An 18,838-nucleotide genomic window follows, 5' to 3' on the forward strand; every position below is an offset into this window, starting at 1 on the left:
TCACAAATGAAATCATCCGAAGAATCTTTCATAAGTGCTTCGCTCGACTTGCATGTGTTAAGCACGCCGCCAGCGTTCATCCTGAGCCAGGATCAAACTCTCAAATAAAGCTTCGTTAGAAGCGTTGCTGATTGACCAACGGTCAAGCAGATACCTCTAATTCGTTTGTCCCGATCCAAAAATCGCTACTAGCTAATTTTAAACCGTTCTACTGTTGTTTGGTTTGTTTTTGTTCTGAAATCTCATTTCAAAGATGTCCAACCAGGACTCTTTTTATTAGAATTTTCAGGGTTTTAAACACTGTTCAATCTTTCATTTTCAAGGTTCATGTTGTTGCCGCGTCAGCAGCAACGTGTTATATACTATCACAGCGTTTTCTATCTGTCAACAACTTTTTTCACTTTTTTCTTTTTTATTTTTTCTGTCGAAACCAGACTGAAGTCAGTACAGGGGTGGACGCACAATCGGCCCACCCCTGTATTTGTTTTATTCCCTGATTTTTACTCGCCGAATACAGCCTTGTAATCTGCCTGGAATTTTGCAATACCCTGGTCGGTCAGCGGGTGCCTGGTCATCTGCTCTAATACCTTGTACGGAACCGTAGCGATATCAGCGCCAGCCTTTGCACAGTCAATGACATGGATCGGGTTGCGGATGCTCGCCGCGATGATCTCGGTCTGGATGTCGTGCATCATAAAGATCTCGGTGATCTCGTTGATCAGGTCAATACCCGGCATGGAGATGTCGTCCAGTCTGCCCAGGAACGGGGAAACGTAGGTTGCTCCTGCTCTTGCAGCCAACAGAGCCTGTGCTGCGGAAAAGATCAGAGTTACGTTGGTCTTAATGCCCTCTGCGTGCAGAACCTTAACAGCCTTTAAGCCCTCTACGGTCATCGGGATCTTTACTACCATATTCGGATGGATGGCTGCAATCTCGCGGCCTTCTTTGATCATGCCCTCTGCATCGGTGGTAGTAGCCTTTACCTCGCCACTGATCGGTCCGTCCACAATAGAAGCGATCTCTGCGATAACCTGGTTGAAATCACGGCCCTCTTTTGCGATCAGCGACGGGTTGGTGGTTACTCCACAGATAATTCCCATATCATTTGCCTTACGGATTTCCTCAACATTTGCGGTATCAACAAAAAATTTCATAATCTTATTCTCCTTTTTCTTTAAAATGCTTTCCGGTCAAAGCTTCCTCGAATTCCAATTTCTTCCCGGTATTTTGCCACAGCACGTCTTGAAATTTCAATGCCGCGCTCTTTCAAAAGCGATGAAGCTTCTGATCGCTGTAAGGCTTATTCTTATCTTCATTGCGGATCAGCTCCTTCATCAGTTCCTTGATCTGCATGGTTCCGACCGCATCGCTTCCTTCTGCTGCTGAAACCGATGCCGTAAACAGATGCTTCATCAATATGGTTCCGCACGGATACTGGATATACTTTCCCTTGATGGCCCGGCTCACCGTAGAAGTATGAATTCCAAGGCTTTCTGCCACATCCGTCATCGTCATGGGTTTTAAGAATCCGGTTCCATCCAGAAAATGCTCCTGTACATTCAGAATCTGCTCTGATATTTGAAGAATTGTCCTGCGTCTCTGTGCAATACTGTTCATCACAAAACGGATGCGCTCCAGTTTTTTCTGAAAATAAGCCCCAAGCTGAGCGTCTGTGGATTCCTTCATCATTTTCAGATAATAATCATTGATATGATAATCCTCCACCCATCCATCATTGAGTTCAATTTCCCATTTTCCGTCATCTTTCCGGAAAATAATATCCGGAACCACATAATCGTTGCGTTTTCCTCCAAACTCTCCCAGGGGTCTCGGATTCAGCTTTGCGATCTGATCTATGCATTTGCGTACTTCTGCGGTTGAGAGCTTCAGCGCCCGGGAAATGACACTGATCTTTCCATCTGCCACATCCTGCAGGTGTTCCTTCACCACCTGACTGACCGGAGCATTATTTAGTCCCTGCATCTCCAGCTGTTTTAACAGGCTGTGTTTCAGGTCCGGTGCGAAAATCCCATAGGCTCCAGTTCCTGCAGCACCTTCAGAGTCCAGGAAACTTCCGCCTCCGGCACTCCGGTTTTCTGCGCCACTTCCTCAGTCGGTATGGTAAAAAAGCCGTTATCATCCAGACAGTCTGTCATAAACTCTGCCAGTTTCCGGCTGCATGCTCCATCCGGCAGCTGATCCAGAATATAGTTTTTGATGCTTTCTGTCTCCGGCATTGGAATATCTTTTCTTCTTCGGTCTTCTTCCTCCGCAGTATCGTCGTAATTCTGTTCCAATACCGGCGGCTGTTCATAAGTCTGTCCGATATCCTCCCTGCCGCCCGGCATCGCATGCTCCTCCGAGTAATCCAAGAGAGGATTTTCCAGGTATTCGTCCTGCAAAAATTCACTCAGTTCTACACTGTCCATGGCCAGCAACTCCAGGGACTGTATCTGATTCTGAGATAACTGCTGCTTCTGTTCCAGAGACATTCCGTAATTCAGTTCCATCTAATCATTCGCTCCTTCTCTTGCTGATCTCCTGCTCCCGCTGCTTTTGCTCCAGCGCGCTCTGGCGTTTTGCCATACGCCACAGAGTCGTGCGGCTGACACCAAGCTCCTCCGCCAGCTCCTTTTTCTTTTTCTTCGGCTTTAAGCGGCTGTAGACCGTATCTTCCATCTGTTCCTCCGGAAGAATAACCGGCTCCCGCACTTTGCTCTCACGAAAAATTTTCAATTGTCTTAAAAGCCCGGCACTGACAAAATCGCTGTCATTCAAAACGATCAGGCGTTCACAGACATTGCGCAGCTCCCGCACGTTTCCCGGCCAGTCATACTGCATCAAAAGCTGTGCAGCCTCCGATGTTACAGTCGGGATCCGTTTTCCCATTTCGCACGCAAATCTGGTCAGGTAAAAATCAACCAGTTCCTGAACATCTTCCCGGCGCTCTCTGAGCGGTGGAATACTGATATCAAGAAGGTTCAAACGATAATACAGATCAGAACGGAACTGTCCGCTCCGGATCTTTTCTTCTATATTAATATTGGTTGCAGAAACAACACGGACATCGATCGGATGCACACTGGTGCTGCCGATGCGGCGGATTTCCTTTTCCTGCAGCACACGCAAAAGCTTGGCCTGCAAAGTGATCGGAATTTCTCCAATCTCATCCAAAAAAATGGTTCCCCGGTGTGCCAGCTCAAACAGACCGATCTTACCGCCCTTGGCCGCGCCCGAGAAAGCGCCTGCCTCATACCCGAACAGTTCGCTTTCCAGCAGATTTTCCGGGAGTGCGGCACAGTTTAACGCAACAAACGGCTGATCACTGCGGCTTGATGCCTGATGAATACTGTGCGCGAATAATTCTTTTCCGGTACCGGTTTCTCCTACGATCAGAACATTGGAATTAACCCGGCTGTAACGCTGTGCCATATGGATATTCTCACGAATTGCCTTGCTTTTTCCAAGAATATCTGAAAAGGAATACTTGGCTGTCAGTCCTTTTTCTGCAAGTCCCTTCCGGATTTTTCGTTCCTCTTCCATGATCCGATCGGTATTCCGGATAAAAACCAAAGCTCCGGTCTCGGCCGCTTCTTCACTCAGGTGTTTGTACTGCACATAGTAATCCTTGCCTTTGATCTTCAGGATGCGCTCGCGCGCCTGATTTTCATGCAGAAGATTTTCCCAGTCATCTGCCTGCTCCAGCTCTGCTGCCGGACTGCCAACAAGCGAGTCGACGGTAGAAATCTGAAAAATACGGTATGCCTGATTATTGATCGCCAGAATCCGTCCTCTGTCGCTGATCGCGAGCACGCCTTCTTCACTGTGATTGAGCATGGCCTCAATGATATCACTCTTGGCACGCTCCTGCCGGATTGTCCGCGCTGCATTGAGCGCTTCCTTCATGGCCACCTCCACCGCTTCTTCATTCGTATGGATATGGACACGCTTTAATCCCAGCCGGTCACAGATTCCGCACATAGTTCCCGCACCGACAAAAATATCCGCGCCGTCCTCCATGGCCTGATGGACTGCGGCTTCCGTGGAAGCCTCATTCGGAGTATCATAAATCGTGATGGACGCACCGCAAAGCTCCTCCAGCTCCTCCATGGATTTGAATTTCCGGTTATGCAGGCAGAGTGCGATTTTTCCGGCATTCTGTTTTCTGCACTCTACCAACGCGTCAAAAATATCAAAACTGCTGACATGCACTTCGATCACATGCTTGTCCGGAAACAGATTCTTCAGCACCTCATACGTCATGCCCCGCGCGACCAGCACATCAGCATCGCCATATTTGGCCAGATCATCCGGTGTTCCGAATACATACTGCTGTTCTATCTGAATTGTTTCGTACTGCGGCAGTTTCTTCACCACATCTTCAAAGATTTCTTTCAGCTCCAGATGCGGTATAAAAACCCTTATCTTTACCATATACGAGATTTTCTCCTTTTTCCAAGACAGTTTCATCTGCCCCTTTTCCTTGAATGGGCTATGGTAAAGTATACCATAGCCCATTCAATTTTGCAGAAAAATTATGAAAATCGTCTTGTTTTTCTGTTACTTATTTACTACATTCTGCGGAGCACCGTCAATCACAGACTTGATATTCTCTGCAGTGGTGTTCATGATGCGTTCACGTGCCTCCTTGGTTGCCCAGGAAATATGAGGGGTGATAATGCAGTTTTTCGCCTTTAACAGAACGTTGTCTTTTTTGATCGGCTCCGTGGAAACAACATCCACAGCTGCGGCTGCCACTTTTCCACTCTCTAATGCGTCGTAAAGATCCTGCTCAACGATCAGCGGTCCGCGGCTGTTATTGATGATGATGACTCCATCCTTCATCTTCGCGATATTCTCTTTTCCGATAATTCCCTGAGTAGATGGGAACAGCGGGCAATGCAGGAAGATAAAGTCAGACTTTGCAAGCAGCTCATCTAATTCCACATACTCCGCAACCGCTTTTCCTGCCTCGCTCTGGAATGCGTCATAAGCGATCACATTCACGTTCATGGCCTTTAAGATTTTTGCGGTATTCACACCGATACGGCCAAGTCCGATGATGCCTGCGGTCTTTCCGGATACCTCGATCATCGGATAATGCCAGTAGCACCAGTCTGCATTCTCTGCCCACTCACCGGCATATACAGAATCGCTGTGATGTCCGATATGGGAGCATACCTCAAGCAAAAGGCTGACAGCAAACTGGCTGACATTATCCGTTCCATATACCGGAACATTCATAACCGGAATGCCCTTTGCCTTTGCGTACTCATAATCTACTACATTGTAGCCGGTAGCCAGAACTGCAATCGCCTTTAAGTTCGGGCACTTGTCCATGGTTTCTTTACTGATCGGTGTCTTGTTGATCACGATCACATCTGCGTCACCGATGCGCTCCGCGATCAGCGGGGACTCCTCGTAAGCAGTTCTGTCATATACGGTAACCTCGCCAAGAGCTTCAATCGGCCCCCAGCTGATGTCACCAGGATTTTCGGTATAGCCATCTAATACTACAATCTTCATGATTCCGTTCTCCTTTTCTCGTTTTTCGGTATTTCTTAGTCTTCTACCAGTGCCCATGCGCGGTTTAAGCAGCGTTTGGTATTGGCCAGAATGATTTCATCGTCCTCACCCGGCGCCAGGGTAACCTCCATGGACAGTACCATCGGATCCTTCGCGTTGAAGAAGCCCTCTTCCTTAAGTACCTGCAGATAATCGGTCAGCTGCTCCACATCGTTGGCGCTGTTCGGATAGCCCAGACGCGGATGCTTGTCACCATACATCGGGCAGCCCTCTTCTACGACTGCGTTTCCGAAATGAAGGTGAGTGATGTAAGGTCTTAAGGTCCGGATCACAAATTTTGAGGTTTCATAGGTAGTCGGGAAATGAGACAGATCTACCAATAATCCGAAATTGTTATGGGTCATTCTCATGTCTGCCGCGAACTGTGCCGCATAGGGAGCCGGTCCGATCAGGGCTGCCTTGTCCATATCGAAATCAAAGACCTCCAGCTCTACGTTCATGCCCTTCTTCGCTGCGTAGTCACAGACATTGCGGGTAGTTTTTAACAGCTGTGCGTAAGCCTGATCCTTGGTTTCCTCTTCCCATTTTCCTGCCAGGAATGCGATTCCCTTTGCGCCAAGGTATTCTGCCTCATCCACTGCCTCGATCAGGGTAGCCTCAGCTTTTTTTCTGCCCTCCTCATCGATGTCGTTCGGATTCAGCTTCGGTCCGAGAAGTCTCGGCTGTGCGCCATAGCAGACTTTTAAATGAGACTGCTCCAGGATTTTTTTCACCTCTTCGCGCTCTGCGTCATCGGCACATTTGGTCACCTCGATCGCATCAAAGTAATCATCTACTGCGATCCGCTTTACCTGATCTACTACACTTCTGTTCGGAAAGGACATCCAGCGGATGGTACCTACCTGAAAATATTTATGAATAGACTCTCTCATGTTCTTTTCCTCCTGCTCTGATTCATTTCATTGTTATGCAATTCTAACTTTATACAAGTTCCCACGCCAGGTCAAGTGTTCGTTTTGCATTTGCCAGGCAGATATCGGGATCTTCTTCTTCAAAGGGTTTTACCTCAAAGCTTACGATCGGACGATTCTTTTCACTGATGAATCCGATCTCCATCAGAAGCCTCAGATAATCGGCCAGTTCTTTTACATCATTTTCACTGTTTGGGAAACCAAACCTCGGATGCTCATCCCCATAAGCCGGGCACTGCGGACTTCTGATCACCGTATTGCCCATGTGGGCATGGCGGATAAATCTGCGGACCGGAAGCAGATTTTCCTCAATGGTTTCATGGATCATTGGAATATGGCTCAGATCCACCATCAGGCCAAAATTGTCATACTCCGCACAGATCGTCTCTGCGTAGCGTTTCACCCGGTCAACCGGACCGATCAGAGATTTCTTTGCGATATCATAATCAAACACCTCGCAGAGAACCGGCATGTTTCCCTTGCTTTCGCATACTCACAAAGCTCTCTGGTGGAAGCAAGAAGTGCCTGGAAGGATTCTTCCATTGTCTCTGCCTCGTAGCGGCCTGCCAGAAACGCAAAGTCCTGGGCTCCGATCTCATATGCCTCATCGATCCCCATTTTCAGGGAAGCCAGGGCCTTCTGTCGTCCCTCTTCGTTTAAGTCATTGATGTTTAAGCCAGCTCCCAGCATCAGTCCCTGACCGCCGTAAGCAGTGGTCATATGCGCAGCAGCAATCATCTCTGCCGCTTTTTTGCGCACAACAGGATCCTTCATGTGTGCCACTTCCACCGCTTCAAAATACGGGTCCGTCACAATCTTTTTTAAACATTCCAGGATCGGTCCCTCCCCGGAACCAACCTCTTTGTAGGATACATGAAGGATCGTACCGACCTTCATGTACCGTTTCATGGACTTTTCCATAATTTTTTGTTCCTTTCCGATGGAATCTGCCTGACGCGGCCGCCTATTTTCTTGCAGCTGCCTTTTTTGCCGCTGCCGCAACCGCTTCCGCATCCAGGCCGTATTTCTTTAACAGTTCACTGTAAGGACCGGATTCACCGTGACGATCCTGCATGCCGACCATCTCGACCGGTACCAGGCATCCGGATTTTGCCAGAACCTCGCTGACTGCTCCGCCAAGACCGCCGATCACGCTGTGCTCCTCCGCTGTTACGATCGCGCCGGTTTCTTTCGCGCATTTCTCAATCAGCTCTGCGTCAATCGGTTTGATGCAGTACATATCAACCACTCTTACGCTGATGCCCTCTTTCTCCAGCATCTCAGCGGCAGTGATCGCGGTGCTCACCATCAGGCCGCATGCGATGATGGTAACATCGCTGCCTTCTCTTACAACCATGCCCTTGCCCATTTCAAACTTTGCATTCTCCGGATGGCAGTCCGGAGCCGCATCTCTCGAAAGACGGATGTACATCGGCTCATTGACTTCAATCGCGGTTTTGACCATCCAGTCGGTAATCTGCGCATCGGAAGCTACCATAACATTTACCCCCGGAAGCGTACGCATCATGGCAATGTCCTCCAGAGCATGATGGGTCGCGCCGTCAAAGGCATCGGATAAGCCGCCGTAACCACCCATCATCTTGATCGGCAGTCCGGAGTAGGACATAAAGGTTCTTGCTGCCAGGGACCCCAGTGTGGTTAAAAATACCGCAAAGGTATTGACAAACGGGATCTTGCCATTTTTGGCCATGCCTGCTGCCATGCCCATCATTGCATACTCACTGATTCCGCAGTTATAGAAACGGTCCGGATACTCCTTTCCGAACATGGCCGATTTTGTGGAGCCGGATACATCTGCATCCAGAACTACGATATTCTCATTCATCGCGCCGTATTTTTTCAGTGTCTCTCCATATACATCACGAATTGCCTTTGCCATTACTGTACACCTCCCAGTTCTTTCATTGCTGCTTCATAATCGGCATCCTTAACCGGAGCACCATGCCAGGTGTTCTTGCCCTCCATAAAGGAAATGCCCTTGCCCTTCACAGTCTTTGCCAGAATGATGCTCGGAACACCCTTAACCGATTTTGCGGTCTCGATCGCTGCGCTGAGGGCTGCCACATTATGTCCGTCACAGACAATGGTATTATAGCCAAACGCCTTAAATTTCAGTTCGATGTCGCCCATCGGCATGATCTGCTCGGTAGTTCCGTCCAGCTGTACACCATTCCAGTCCAGAATAGAGATCAGGCGGTCTGCTTTAAACTTGGAGGCGTTCATGCAGGTCTCCCATACCACGCCCTCGTTGATCTCACCATCTCCAAGGATCGCATAGGTGTAAGCGTCTACACCATCATGTATATCGGAAAGTGCCAGACCTAACGCGAACGGATAACCGGCTCCAAGAGGACCGGTAGATGCCTCAACTCCGGGAGTTTCCTTGGAACACGGATGTCCCTGCAGACGGCTGTTGATCTGACGGAGGCTGTGCATCTCTTCCATTGGGAAAAATCCTTTTTCTGCCAGCTCCAGATAAAGCATCGGAGCAGCATGTCCTTTACAGAGCACGATCTTATCGCGGCTTCTGTCATTGATATTCTCCGGAGAGATATTTGCGTCGTTAAAATAAAGGTTTGTAAGGATCTCGCATACGGAAAGAGATCCGCCCGGATGTCCGGTCTGTCTCTCATGTAAGATTTCTATCAGGGTACGTCTGAATTTCAGGCAAAGAGCATCCAACTCCTGTTTCTTTTCGTTGGTCATGTCAGTAGTCTCCTTTTCTATTTTTATATCGTTTTTAATGTTTCCTTCACCTGCTCCATACAAAGTCCGGGACTTGACAGAACAGGGATCTTACAGATTTCTTCTATTTTCTGATCCAGATGTGCCATGGATGCCTGAGCCAGCACCACACAGTCATATCCGGAAATATCTTTTGCCATATCCAGAAGGATCGCATCGTGGCGGTCCATCTGCACTGCTTTCATCGCCTGGAACGCTTCTGCGTTGGCTTTGAAATCAATCTGGATGGTCTTATTTAATTTTGCTGCCTCTGCGTTTAACTTTTCCCGCATCGGTCCTTCGGTACTGCCTGCTGTCGCAAGAACCAGGATCTTATCCCCGTAGGTAACCGCTTTTCTTCCCATTGCATCGTCGATGGCAATCAGCGGAACCTTCACAAACGGACGGATCATGTTTACAACCGGAGTCAGGGTCGAACAGGTCACCACGATCATATCGGCTCCCGTCATCTCTGCAGACTTGATATCGTTATACAGGCGGCAGCGGTTTTCTATGGTAAACTCCCCGATCTCATTCGGATTATTCGCCAGGAAATCGTCCCAGAGATTATGGATCTTGACCGGTTCCCCCACATAATCCTTCAGCTGCTGTTCAAAGGAATTCGCTACCGTCTTTACGGTATGGATCAGTGCGATACTTTTCATGCTTCCTCCTGTCCGTAAACCTTCTTCATGATCGGGATCAGATATTCAGCTGCACCCTTTGCCGCGCCTTCCATGCTTGGCAGCTGGAATATTTCCGTGGTAAATGCACCATCATATCCGCATTCTCTGAAGGTAGAAATGATTTTTTCAAAATCCAGTCCGCACTGGCCTGGATAGCGACGGTTATTGTCAGCCAGATGGACATGGATGTTATAGGAGCTGTACCGACGGATAGCCTCAAACAGATCCTTTTCTTCCAGATTTAAGTGGAACACATCCAGCATCAGGCGAAAATTCGGCCGGTCTACCCGGTCTACCATATCGGCGCCCTCCGCGCAGGTATTGATGAAATTCGTCTGCATGATGGTAACTGTTTCCAGTGCGATCTTTACGCCCTTCGGCGCCGCGTAATCAGCCAGCTCCCGGAACGCGGCAACCGCCAGCTCCTCCGTCTGCTCTTTTGTCAGCTCCTTGCAGTACTGTCCGCGGATACGCCCGATGTTGATATTGGCTCCCAGATAAGCAGCAAAGTCAATGATCTCCTTACTTCTGCGAATTGCCTCTTTCCGGTTCTCCGGATCCGGGTTTGTGTAGCTGAGCCCCAGCTGACCGAAGATTTCACCGGTGCAGACCAGAACCACCTTCAAGCCGTTTTTTTCTGCCTCACATTTTACAAACTCCCAGTCAAGCTCTGACGGATTTAACGTCATCAGCTCCACTCCCTGATAACCAAGCTTTGCGAGATCTGAAAAGCTTTTCTCCAGAGGTCCCTGATATGCCGTAACCGAATCTGCGATCGCAACATCCGGTGTGGCAACCTGATAACATAACTTCATACCCTCACTCCTTTTCTCTGACTTCCTGATACCAGTATATAGAGCAAAACATGTGCCAGGTCTTACCGGTGCATTTTTCTGTCCCTTTTTCGTTTTTTCAGGAATTATGTTTCATTTTGTTTCGTTGCGTTTTTCATTTTGTTTCTTAATTCTGCTCGCAAATGTTTCACTTTCGTTTCACAACGTTACCATCCTGCATTACAAACGGTACGTTTGCCAGGCACTCCACATCCGTCAGCGGATTCCCATCTACTGCAATGATATCTGCAGCATAGCCTTTCTTTAAGCTTCCGATCCGGTCTCCCAGTCCGCAGACCTTCGCGGCATTGGAGGTAACGCCCTTTAATGCGGTCACAATATCTGAACCGAGCTCTACCGCATATCCGACCTCGCGGTACAGATAACCATGGTAAGCATCGGTTCCCAGAACATACGGAACACCTGTACTCATCAGAAGCTTCAGTCTTTCCCGGACGCGTGGCCGTTTTTGCGAACCCGGTATGCATTGTTTGCCGACAGAGTTTCCTCGCGCGTCGGATCCAGGAAAATACCGGAAGTAAAATCAACAATACATTTGGAATTTGCCAGCCATTCCGCATCCTGCGGAGTGCACATATACATATGCTCAATGACCTGTACTCCGCCGTCGATACAGTCTTTTAGGCCCTGACCGCCGATACAGTGCGCAGCAACCGGAAGATTCTTTCTTGCCGCCTCACTGACTGCCATGGCAATCTCCTCCAGACTTAAAAAGCTCGGCACAAACTCGCTCTCCGGATCCGGAACGCCCGGAGTGATAAACAGCTTTAACAAATCGACACCCTTCTTTAAATTTTCGCGGGCAGTTTTCCGGATCTCCTCCGGTCCGCAGTGCGGGCTTCCGATATATCCGGCACCGTGGCTTCCCTTCATGCCAATGCCTGCTGCGAGAAGCTTCGGTCCTGCCACCTTTCCCTGTTCAATCAGCTTTTTCAGTGTTACATCAATATAAAAACGGTCTCCCATGCAGCGTGCTGTTGTGACTCCGCTCATCAGATCTTTCCGGAAGCCATCCAGAGCGATCAGGGTCAGCTCACATTCTGTACTCCATGCCAGAAGCTCCAGATGCTCCGGGATCGTGGCGTCAATAGAAAGATGGTTATGGCACTCGATCATGCCGGGCATGAGGGTCGTATTCTTTAAATCGATCACCTCCGCACCTTCTACCGCAGGACACTCCGCCTGCGGTACGATCTCCTCTATTTTTCCATCACGGACGATCACTGCCATGTGCTCTTTTAAATTCAGATCCTCGCCAACCAGAACACGGTCAGCTTTTAAAATAATATCGCTCATATCTGTTTCCCCCTGCTTTATTCTGTCTCAGCCATCATGGCTTTTACTCCGGTCTTCTGCTGTTTTGCATTGCCAAGGCCATGCTTTTCGTTGAATTTTCTGGACCACCGTGCCAGAAATGCCACCAGAAGCGGTGTCACGATCGCTGTCACAATGGTTGCTGCCGCAATCTGCGCACTTGCAGTCTCAACCTGCGGAGCAAAGGACGGATCTGCATCTGCAATCGCTGCCGGTGTTGTTGCGGCAACGCCTGCCACCGTACCGATCGCTGCTCCCATCGGATCTGCTTTCCTTCGGATCAGGCTGTAAATGATAAACGTAAGAATACCGGTTACCGCAACTGTCAGCAGTCCGAGAAGGATACCGGAAAAGCCGGCGCCTGCAATAGTGAAAAAGCTCATGCCTGCTCCAAGACAGAAACCATTGAACGGTGGGAGAAGTGCCATAGCAGTGGAAAGAGTTTCTCTCCACTCATGATCCAGGTTACCGATGATAAAACCAATGATCAGCGGGATAATGCTTGCCATGATCGCGGTGATCGGGAATTTTCCGATCCCTGCTGTTCCAAGCGCAATCATCGTGAAAAACGGGCCGTCATTTAAAGTCAGGATCGCGGTTGCTCCTACGTCAGACTCATCGCCATACTCACCGGCAAGAGTTGCATAAATAACACCATTGGAATTGGTTACTGCGCCAATGACTGCCAGCGGAAGCAAACCCAGAAATCCGGCTTCTCCAAAAATTGCATTCAGAAGAAGTCCGATACCAAAGCCGCCAAAGAACTTCAGGGCTGTCAGAAACACGCCCTTGTATACCGTCTCTCCTGCTGCTTTTACATCAATCGTTGCGCCGCTGCAGAACAGATACAAACCGATCAGGGTTGGGATTCCATTCTTGAAAAGTCCCGTTGTGAAGCCTCCGATTTTTAAAGCTTCCGGGAAAAATGTGTTTACCGTGCATCCAAGCAGCAGCGGGATTACCATTGCGCCTGCCGGAAATTTTTTCATTGTTCCGAGTATTCTGACATTACCAATCATAACCTGTACCCTCCATACAAATCCTACTATGTTTTTTTGTTTCTGAACCAGTTCTGACATACTATAGAGCAAACCTTATGCCTATTTTTCCTTTTCACGCAGATTTTTTCTTTTTTTCTGTTTTTCACATCCCTTTTTATGTATTTTGCACAAATATCAATCTCTGTTTCAATGCATTATCACAATTGATTCTTTTCGCATTATCTCTGCTGCATTCTATATTTTTCCAACTTCACCCGTTTTAAGATTGCATATCGTTTCATCTAATTGCAATTTATATCTTATTAAAAATCATTTTGCAATCTTTTGCAATTTTTACTTTCTTTTCCGTGCAAATTCCTCTATAATCATCATCAGACAATAATTTTCATGTACAAATGGAGGTTTTCTATGATCCACATGATTTTTTATGCTCCCTATCCCCAGATCGTCCCTCTCATTAAGCAGGTTTTCCAGGAACGTCCTGACTGTGATGAGCTTGAATACGAAATTGTACAGGATTTCTATAATAATCCGCTTCAGGATCTGAACGCCGATGTCGTGATCGCCCGCGGCTTCTCTGCCCTGACCATGAAGCAGCGCGGCTACATCTGCGCAGAGCTGAAGGTCGGCGTCTATGATGTCATTGCTGCCGTCCTGAAAGCGCGCCGCATGTCTCCTGGGCTGTCTCACATTGCGGTGATCGGAGCCTTTAACATGATCTACGGTATTGAAAGCATCCGGGATGCATTTCCTGACATGAAGCTCTCTACCTACCCGGTCAATTCCGAACCCCTGCTTGCTGACGCCATCCGGCAGGCGATTTCCGATGGATGTGACGCCCTGGTTGGCAACTATACAGGCGTTGAGCTGGCCAAAAAAAGCGGTCTTCCGGCTGTCATGATCGAATCCGGCCAAGAAGCCATCAACAATGCGATCGACGAGGCAAAATCCGCAGCCGAAATTGACTTAAGAGAGAAAATGCGCAGTGCCAGATGGCCAATATCATGAACTATTCCTTTCAGGGCATCCTTTCCACAGATCAGAACGGCATCATCACATTCGCAAATAAATACTGCTATTCTATCCTGGACTCCGGCCACGCGCTCCTTACCGGACGCAGCATCCTGGATTTTTTCCCCAACCTTCCGGTGGAGGAGGTTACCAGAAACGGAAAAAAGCTTCTTTCCGAGCTGCACATCTATGCCTCTTACCACCTGATGGTAAACTGCGTTCCGGCGCCGGATAACAGCGGAAATACCGGCTGTGTTCTGACATTTCAGGATACAAGCCGCATCCAGGCAGATGAGCTGCAGGTACGAAAAAAGCTGCGTCATTCGAGTTTTCAGGCAAAATATCAGTTTTCCAATATCCTGCACAAAAGCAGGATCATGGATTCTGTGATCTCCGATGCCATGACCTACAGCTATTCCGACTCAAATATCCTAATCTGCGGAGAAACCGGAACCGGAAAAGAGCTCTTTGCGCAAAGCATCCACAACTCCAGTCCCCGCAAAAACCATCCCTTTGTGGCGATCAACTGCTCGGCACTCCCGGAAAACCTTCTGGAAAGCGAACTGTTCGGCTATGTAGAAGGCGCTTTTACCGGCGCTTCCAAAGGCGGAAAAATGGGCTTCTTCGAGCTGGCACACAAAGGCACTATCTTCTTAGATGAAATCGGAGATGTCTCTCCAAACCTCCAGAGCCGTCTGCTGCGTGTTCTGCAGGAGCGCGAGGTTGTGCGTCTCGGAAGTGATACCGTCATTCCGGTTGATGTGCGCGTTATCTCTGCCACCAACAAAAACCTGAAAGAGGAAGTGGCTAACGGCAGGTTCCGTCAGGATCTGCTTTACCGGCTGGATGTTCTGGAGCTGAACCTCCCGCCGCTGCGAAACCGGGAGCAGGATGCGCTCTTTCTTCTGAGTCAGCTGATTTCCTATGAGCACGAGCGCACCGGCTGCATCCTGACAGGGCTTTCCGAAGAAGGAGCCAGCCTGATCACGCAGTATCCCTGGCCCGGAAATATCCGTGAAATGCGAAATTTCTGTCAGAGACTCTCCATACTGACCCAGAATCCGCTTGCCACACCTGCAGATATCCTGAAGGTCCTTCCGGATGCAGCTGCCGCCCTCACTCCAAACGGGCCGAAAAAAACGGACCGGTCAACGCCCGGGGACGCACCGGTCTATTCCCTTTACGATGAGCGGGAAGAAATTCTGAAGGCGCTCTATACCTTCCACAACAGCCGCACAAAAACTGCTGAATTTCTCGGAATAGACAAAAGCACCTTGTGGCGGAAAATGAAAAAATATCACATTCTTCTTCCATGATCTTTTACATCAAAAATAGGGAATGCGCGAAATGGCGCATTCCCCATTTTTGATCAGTATTCTCAAAAGTCCATGTTACTTTAATCCATTTTCAGCCATATAGTCAGCCTCATACTTGGTCACGTATTCCGTTGCTGCTGTGGTATCCATGTAGTCTGCGATCAGCTTATTTGCGTCAATGTACTCATTCTTCCATGCATCCGTCTCGGATACGCTTCCGAGTACCTCGCTCCAGTAAGCTGCAGCCTCATCACTCATGGCTGCCGGAGCTGCAACACCACGCCATACCGGAACCTCTACATTGTTGTAATCTCCCACCTCACTTAAGGTCGGAGCATCTGCCAGATTGCCGGTATAACGCTCATTCGCCAGTGCCAGGATCGGGATCAGGGAACCGGCCTCGACATATTCAGAGGCTGCTGCAGGTTTTGCGATCACAAACTCCACATGTCCGCCTAATGCCGCTGTGATCGCGTCACCGGTAGAATCATAGGTAATGTAAGTCAGCAGGTCTTCGGATACTCCCAGTTCTGCAATCAATGCCTGATAGGTAGCAATATCATCACCCTTTGAGCCTCCGATCACTACCTTATTGCCTGCCTTTACTGCGTCAATGACATCTGCAAAGGTATCGTATTTTGCGTCTTTTCCCTTGAATAAGAGCTGCTTGTCCACTGCCATAACCGCAAGAATACGGAAATTAGAGGAACGGTTCTTGGTATTGGTCACCATCGGCATCAGATCGCCGCTATTGAAGGTCAGAAGCTGATAATCCGCATTCTTTTTCAGACCTGCCACTTCATTACGTCCTACCTCACCGGAACCGTCTGTCTTGTTTGTCACTACGATGGTCTGGCCATTGACAAGATTCTGGGCAGTCATAATATCGCTGATCTTACGGGTAAAAATATCCGATCCGCCGCCGGCGCTGGATGTACACATCCACTGGATTGTTTTAGTCGGAGTAAAGGTTCCATCCTTCACATCCTGCTTCCGCCGCAGCCGGTCACCAGTACGGATGCTGCCATAACGCCTGCCATGATACCTGCTAAAAGTCTCTTTTTCATAATATAAACCCTCCATTTTTTATTTTCACAGTTTTTGTTTTTTCAGGCTGCCGCACCTTTCTTTTTGGCCAGAACCGGGCGCAGGGCTGAAGCAAGAATAATCGCAAAGAAAATGATCATCAGCACACAGGTGATCGGTCTTGTAAAGAAAATGCTTAAGCTTCCGCCGGAAAGGATAAATGCCTTACGCATGTTGTTCTCCAGAAGCGGTGCCAGTACAAAGGATAACAGCATCGGGGCTGACGGGAAATTGTTCTTGTTTAAAAGATATCCCACAATGCCGGACAAAAACATTACAATGACACCATACATGGAATTGCTGGTGCTATATGCGCCTACGATGCAGACTACCGTGATGATCGGGATCATGTATTTTACCGGTACGGACAGAATCTGGATCAGGAACGGAATAATACAGATCGCAACCAGTAAGGTAAAAACGTTTGCCAGATACAGAGACGCGATCAGGCCCCAGCAGAACTCCGGCTCGTTCTCAAACAGGAGCGGGCCCGGAGATAAGCCCCACATCATCAGACCGCCTAATAAAACAGCGCCGGTTCCGGATCCCGGAATTCCCAGTGCCAGAAGCGGTGCAAAGGCGCCTGCAGCCGCTGCATTGTTTGCTGCCTCTGCTGCCGCAATACCCTCAATCGCGCCGGTACCAAGAGGCTCCTCACTCTTAAACTTTTTCTGGACAGCATAGCCCATGAAGGATCCTGTGGTTGCACCCGCTCCCGGAAGAACGCCGATGAAGGTTCCCATCAGTCCGGAACGAACCGCCGGCGGGAGCAGTCTCTTAAAATCATGTCCGGTCAGCATGGAACCGCGGATGGAAAGCTTCATCTCATTCTTTGCAGAACCGGCACGCTTCTCATTATCAGAATCACGGTCATTGATCAGCTTGATGACCTGCGCAAAGCCAACCGCACCAATGACAAACGGGGTAAACGGAATGCCGCCAAGCAGATGCATGCTTCCAAACTCATAGCGCGGAGCGCCGGACAGGGTATCCATGCCCATGCTTGCAAGCAGAATTCCAAAACAGGTAATGACTACACCCTTGATGGGATTTTCTCCGACCAGCCAGCTGATGGAGGTCATGGCGATCAGCAGGATCGCTGTCATCTCGGACGGACCAAATTTCAGTCCCAGGTTTGCAAGGCCGGGTCCCATAAAGGTCAGGATAAACATGCCGATGGTGCCACCGATGCAGGAGGCCATGTTTGCGGTTAAAAGCGCCTGTCCTGGTCTCTTTCTCTTTGTTGCCATCGGGTAACCGTCCAGAGTGGTGCATACCGCAGGAGAATCACCCGGGATGTTTAAAAGAATTGCGCTGAAGCTTCCGCCGTACATATTGGAATAGTACAGGGCGCCCAGCATGATGATTGCCGTTGCCGGATTAAACTTGTATGTCAGCGGCAAAAGCAGTGCGACACCGGCCAGAGAACCAATGCCTGGCATTGCGCCAACAATCAGTCCAAGGACTGCACCAAGCATACATACTCCAATGTTCATCGGAGTCAGTGCTGTGCCAAAGCCCTGGATCAGCATGGAAAAGTTTTGCATATTCCGTTTCCTCCCTACATAAAGTTTTCAAACAGTCCCCATGGGAACTGAACCTGCAGCCATCCGGCAAAAACCCCCAGCACAATGACTGCCACGATCGCTTCAATGATGATGATGTGCAGGATCGGGGTTCCCTTCTCAATCACCAGAAGCCAGAAGAGCACATACAGAAAGATCATCGGGATCATGCCAATAATGAAGCTTCCCGCGATCACACCTGCGCCGCCTGCAATAACCAGAAGCTCATTTTTGTTATACTGTGGTTTATCCTCCTCTTTCAGTGTCTGGAAGAATGCGGCCACACTGGAAATCACCATGACCACAGCAATGATGCTGGGAAAAAATCCCGCTTTCGGTTCCTTGTCCCAGAACCCCAGCTGCGTAAATCCAACCACTGCAAACACCACTCCCATCAGTGCCATTGCGATCGGGATCAGCTGTTTTGAACCAAACCTTTTCACCTTGTTCTACCTCCTCTTACTCACATCCTGCTTCGGATGTCCTGATAAGCATATAGAAAGCAAGGCTTGTGCCATGTCGCTGTTATTTGGGCTATTTTTTGTAAAACATTGTTCAAAGTGCCAAATTTCATTGTGATTTTGTCCAATTTGGCACTCTGTTTCTTCGTTTTCACTCATCACTTTGTCCTGATCTGTTTCTTTTTTCTCAATTATGTTTCCATCTCCTTTGTTACGTTTCATGTTGTTTCATTTTAATTCGCATCGTTTCATTGAAACAAAGAAAAAGGACCCCTTTCGGAGTCCCCTTCCTATATGCAATA

General features: G+C 48.8%; 21 protein-coding genes and 1 rRNA gene. 2 read left to right on the top strand and 20 right to left on the bottom strand.

All coding sequences use genetic code 11. The features are described 5' to 3' along the window. The 16 genes from DXA97_RS15915 to DXA97_RS15975 all read right to left on the bottom strand — a co-directional run. Positions 1-108, bottom strand: a 16S ribosomal RNA gene (locus DXA97_RS15915); the annotation flags it as partial. A 392-nt stretch (positions 109-500) separates the two neighbouring features. Further along, positions 501-1,154 (bottom strand): fructose-6-phosphate aldolase, encoded by a 654-nt coding sequence (gene fsa, locus DXA97_RS15920; RefSeq protein ID WP_118721056.1) that lies wholly within the window; start codon positions 1,152-1,154, stop codon positions 501-503. A gap of 112 nt (positions 1,155-1,266) precedes the next feature. Next, positions 1,267-1,983 (bottom strand): hypothetical protein, encoded by a 717-nt coding sequence (locus tag DXA97_RS21160; RefSeq protein WP_243107712.1) that lies wholly within the window; start codon positions 1,981-1,983, stop codon positions 1,267-1,269. Positions 1,984-2,009: 26 nt separating this feature from the next. After that, positions 2,010-2,510: a hypothetical protein gene (locus tag DXA97_RS21165; RefSeq protein WP_243107713.1), complete on the bottom strand. Its 501-nt coding sequence runs from the start codon at positions 2,508-2,510 to the stop codon at positions 2,010-2,012. 4 nt (positions 2,511-2,514) lie between these two features. Next, the gene (locus DXA97_RS15930) at positions 2,515-4,434 is read right to left on the bottom strand and encodes a sigma 54-interacting transcriptional regulator (protein ID WP_118721087.1); all 1,920 of its coding nucleotides are present in this window, start codon (positions 4,432-4,434) and stop codon (positions 2,515-2,517) included. Positions 4,435-4,560: 126 nt separating this feature from the next. Next, on the bottom strand, positions 4,561-5,526 hold the full coding sequence (locus DXA97_RS15935) for a D-2-hydroxyacid dehydrogenase (protein ID WP_118721057.1): 966 nt from the start codon (positions 5,524-5,526) through the stop codon (positions 4,561-4,563). 35 nt (positions 5,527-5,561) lie between these two features. Beyond that, the gene (locus DXA97_RS15940; RefSeq protein ID WP_118534065.1) at positions 5,562-6,458 is read right to left on the bottom strand and encodes a TIM barrel protein; all 897 of its coding nucleotides are present in this window, start codon (positions 6,456-6,458) and stop codon (positions 5,562-5,564) included. Between the two features lie 49 nt (positions 6,459-6,507). Further along, positions 6,508-6,969 carry a xylose isomerase gene (locus DXA97_RS22390; RefSeq protein WP_347561662.1) on the bottom strand — a complete coding sequence of 154 codons (462 nt, stop codon included), beginning with the start codon at positions 6,967-6,969 and terminating at the stop codon, positions 6,508-6,510. Beyond that, entirely contained in the window at positions 6,918-7,418 is a 501-nt protein-coding gene (locus DXA97_RS22395; RefSeq protein WP_347561663.1) for a TIM barrel protein, read from the bottom strand. Before DXA97_RS22395 ends, DXA97_RS22390 begins: the two co-directional genes overlap by 52 nt. Before the next feature lie 43 nt (positions 7,419-7,461). Continuing rightward, a complete protein-coding gene (locus tag DXA97_RS15950) occupies positions 7,462-8,397 on the bottom strand; it encodes a transketolase C-terminal domain-containing protein (protein WP_118721058.1) in 936 nt (311 codons plus the stop codon). Beyond that, complete coding sequence (locus DXA97_RS15955; RefSeq protein WP_118721059.1) at positions 8,397-9,224, bottom strand: transketolase; 828 nt, start codon at positions 9,222-9,224, stop codon at positions 8,397-8,399. The genes DXA97_RS15950 and DXA97_RS15955 overlap by 1 nt, the downstream gene beginning before the upstream one ends. Positions 9,225-9,247: 23 nt before the next feature. Continuing rightward, positions 9,248-9,907, bottom strand: coding sequence for an aspartate/glutamate racemase family protein (locus DXA97_RS15960; protein WP_118721060.1), 660 nt, complete (start codon positions 9,905-9,907; stop codon positions 9,248-9,250). Further along, entirely contained in the window at positions 9,904-10,743 is an 840-nt protein-coding gene (locus DXA97_RS15965) for a sugar phosphate isomerase/epimerase (RefSeq protein ID WP_118721061.1), read from the bottom strand. The genes DXA97_RS15960 and DXA97_RS15965 overlap by 4 nt, the downstream gene beginning before the upstream one ends. Positions 10,744-10,909: 166 nt before the next feature. Further along, a complete protein-coding gene (locus DXA97_RS21670) occupies positions 10,910-11,194 on the bottom strand; it encodes an amidohydrolase family protein (RefSeq protein ID WP_279221185.1) in 285 nt (94 codons plus the stop codon). 8 nt (positions 11,195-11,202) lie between these two features. Beyond that, entirely contained in the window at positions 11,203-12,078 is an 876-nt protein-coding gene (locus DXA97_RS21675) for an amidohydrolase family protein (protein WP_279221186.1), read from the bottom strand. Between the two features lie 17 nt (positions 12,079-12,095). Further along, entirely contained in the window at positions 12,096-13,115 is a 1,020-nt protein-coding gene (locus tag DXA97_RS15975) for a 2-keto-3-deoxygluconate permease (RefSeq protein WP_118721062.1), read from the bottom strand. A gap of 390 nt (positions 13,116-13,505) precedes the next feature. Between DXA97_RS15975 and DXA97_RS22400 the strand changes: the two genes are divergently transcribed. Continuing rightward, entirely contained in the window at positions 13,506-14,105 is a 600-nt protein-coding gene (locus DXA97_RS22400; protein ID WP_347561664.1) for a PrpR N-terminal domain-containing protein, read from the top strand. Then, on the top strand, positions 14,102-15,424 hold the full coding sequence (locus tag DXA97_RS15980; protein WP_347561665.1) for a sigma 54-interacting transcriptional regulator: 1,323 nt from the start codon (positions 14,102-14,104) through the stop codon (positions 15,422-15,424). The genes DXA97_RS22400 and DXA97_RS15980 overlap by 4 nt, the downstream gene beginning before the upstream one ends. Before the next feature lie 75 nt (positions 15,425-15,499). On the opposite strand, the gene DXA97_RS15985 is transcribed toward DXA97_RS15980, so the two are convergent. From DXA97_RS15985 to DXA97_RS16000, 4 genes are read right to left on the bottom strand one after another with little or no spacing between them, the layout of a single operon-like run. Further along, positions 15,500-16,507, bottom strand: coding sequence for a tripartite tricarboxylate transporter substrate-binding protein (locus DXA97_RS15985; RefSeq protein ID WP_243107714.1), 1,008 nt, complete (start codon positions 16,505-16,507; stop codon positions 15,500-15,502). A gap of 26 nt (positions 16,508-16,533) precedes the next feature. Next, positions 16,534-18,057, bottom strand: coding sequence for a tripartite tricarboxylate transporter permease (locus DXA97_RS15990; RefSeq protein ID WP_118721063.1), 1,524 nt, complete (start codon positions 18,055-18,057; stop codon positions 16,534-16,536). A 14-nt stretch (positions 18,058-18,071) separates the two neighbouring features. After that, a complete protein-coding gene (locus DXA97_RS15995; RefSeq protein WP_118721064.1) occupies positions 18,072-18,518 on the bottom strand; it encodes a tripartite tricarboxylate transporter TctB family protein in 447 nt (148 codons plus the stop codon). Positions 18,519-18,524: 6 nt separating this feature from the next. Continuing rightward, entirely contained in the window at positions 18,525-18,758 is a 234-nt protein-coding gene (locus tag DXA97_RS16000; protein ID WP_118721065.1) for a hypothetical protein, read from the bottom strand. Between the last annotated feature and the right edge of the window lie 80 nt (positions 18,759-18,838).

Origin of the sequence: Clostridium sp. OF09-36, from assembly GCF_003481985.1 — a bacterium.
GTDB lineage: Bacteria > Bacillota > Clostridia > Lachnospirales > Lachnospiraceae > Brotaphodocola.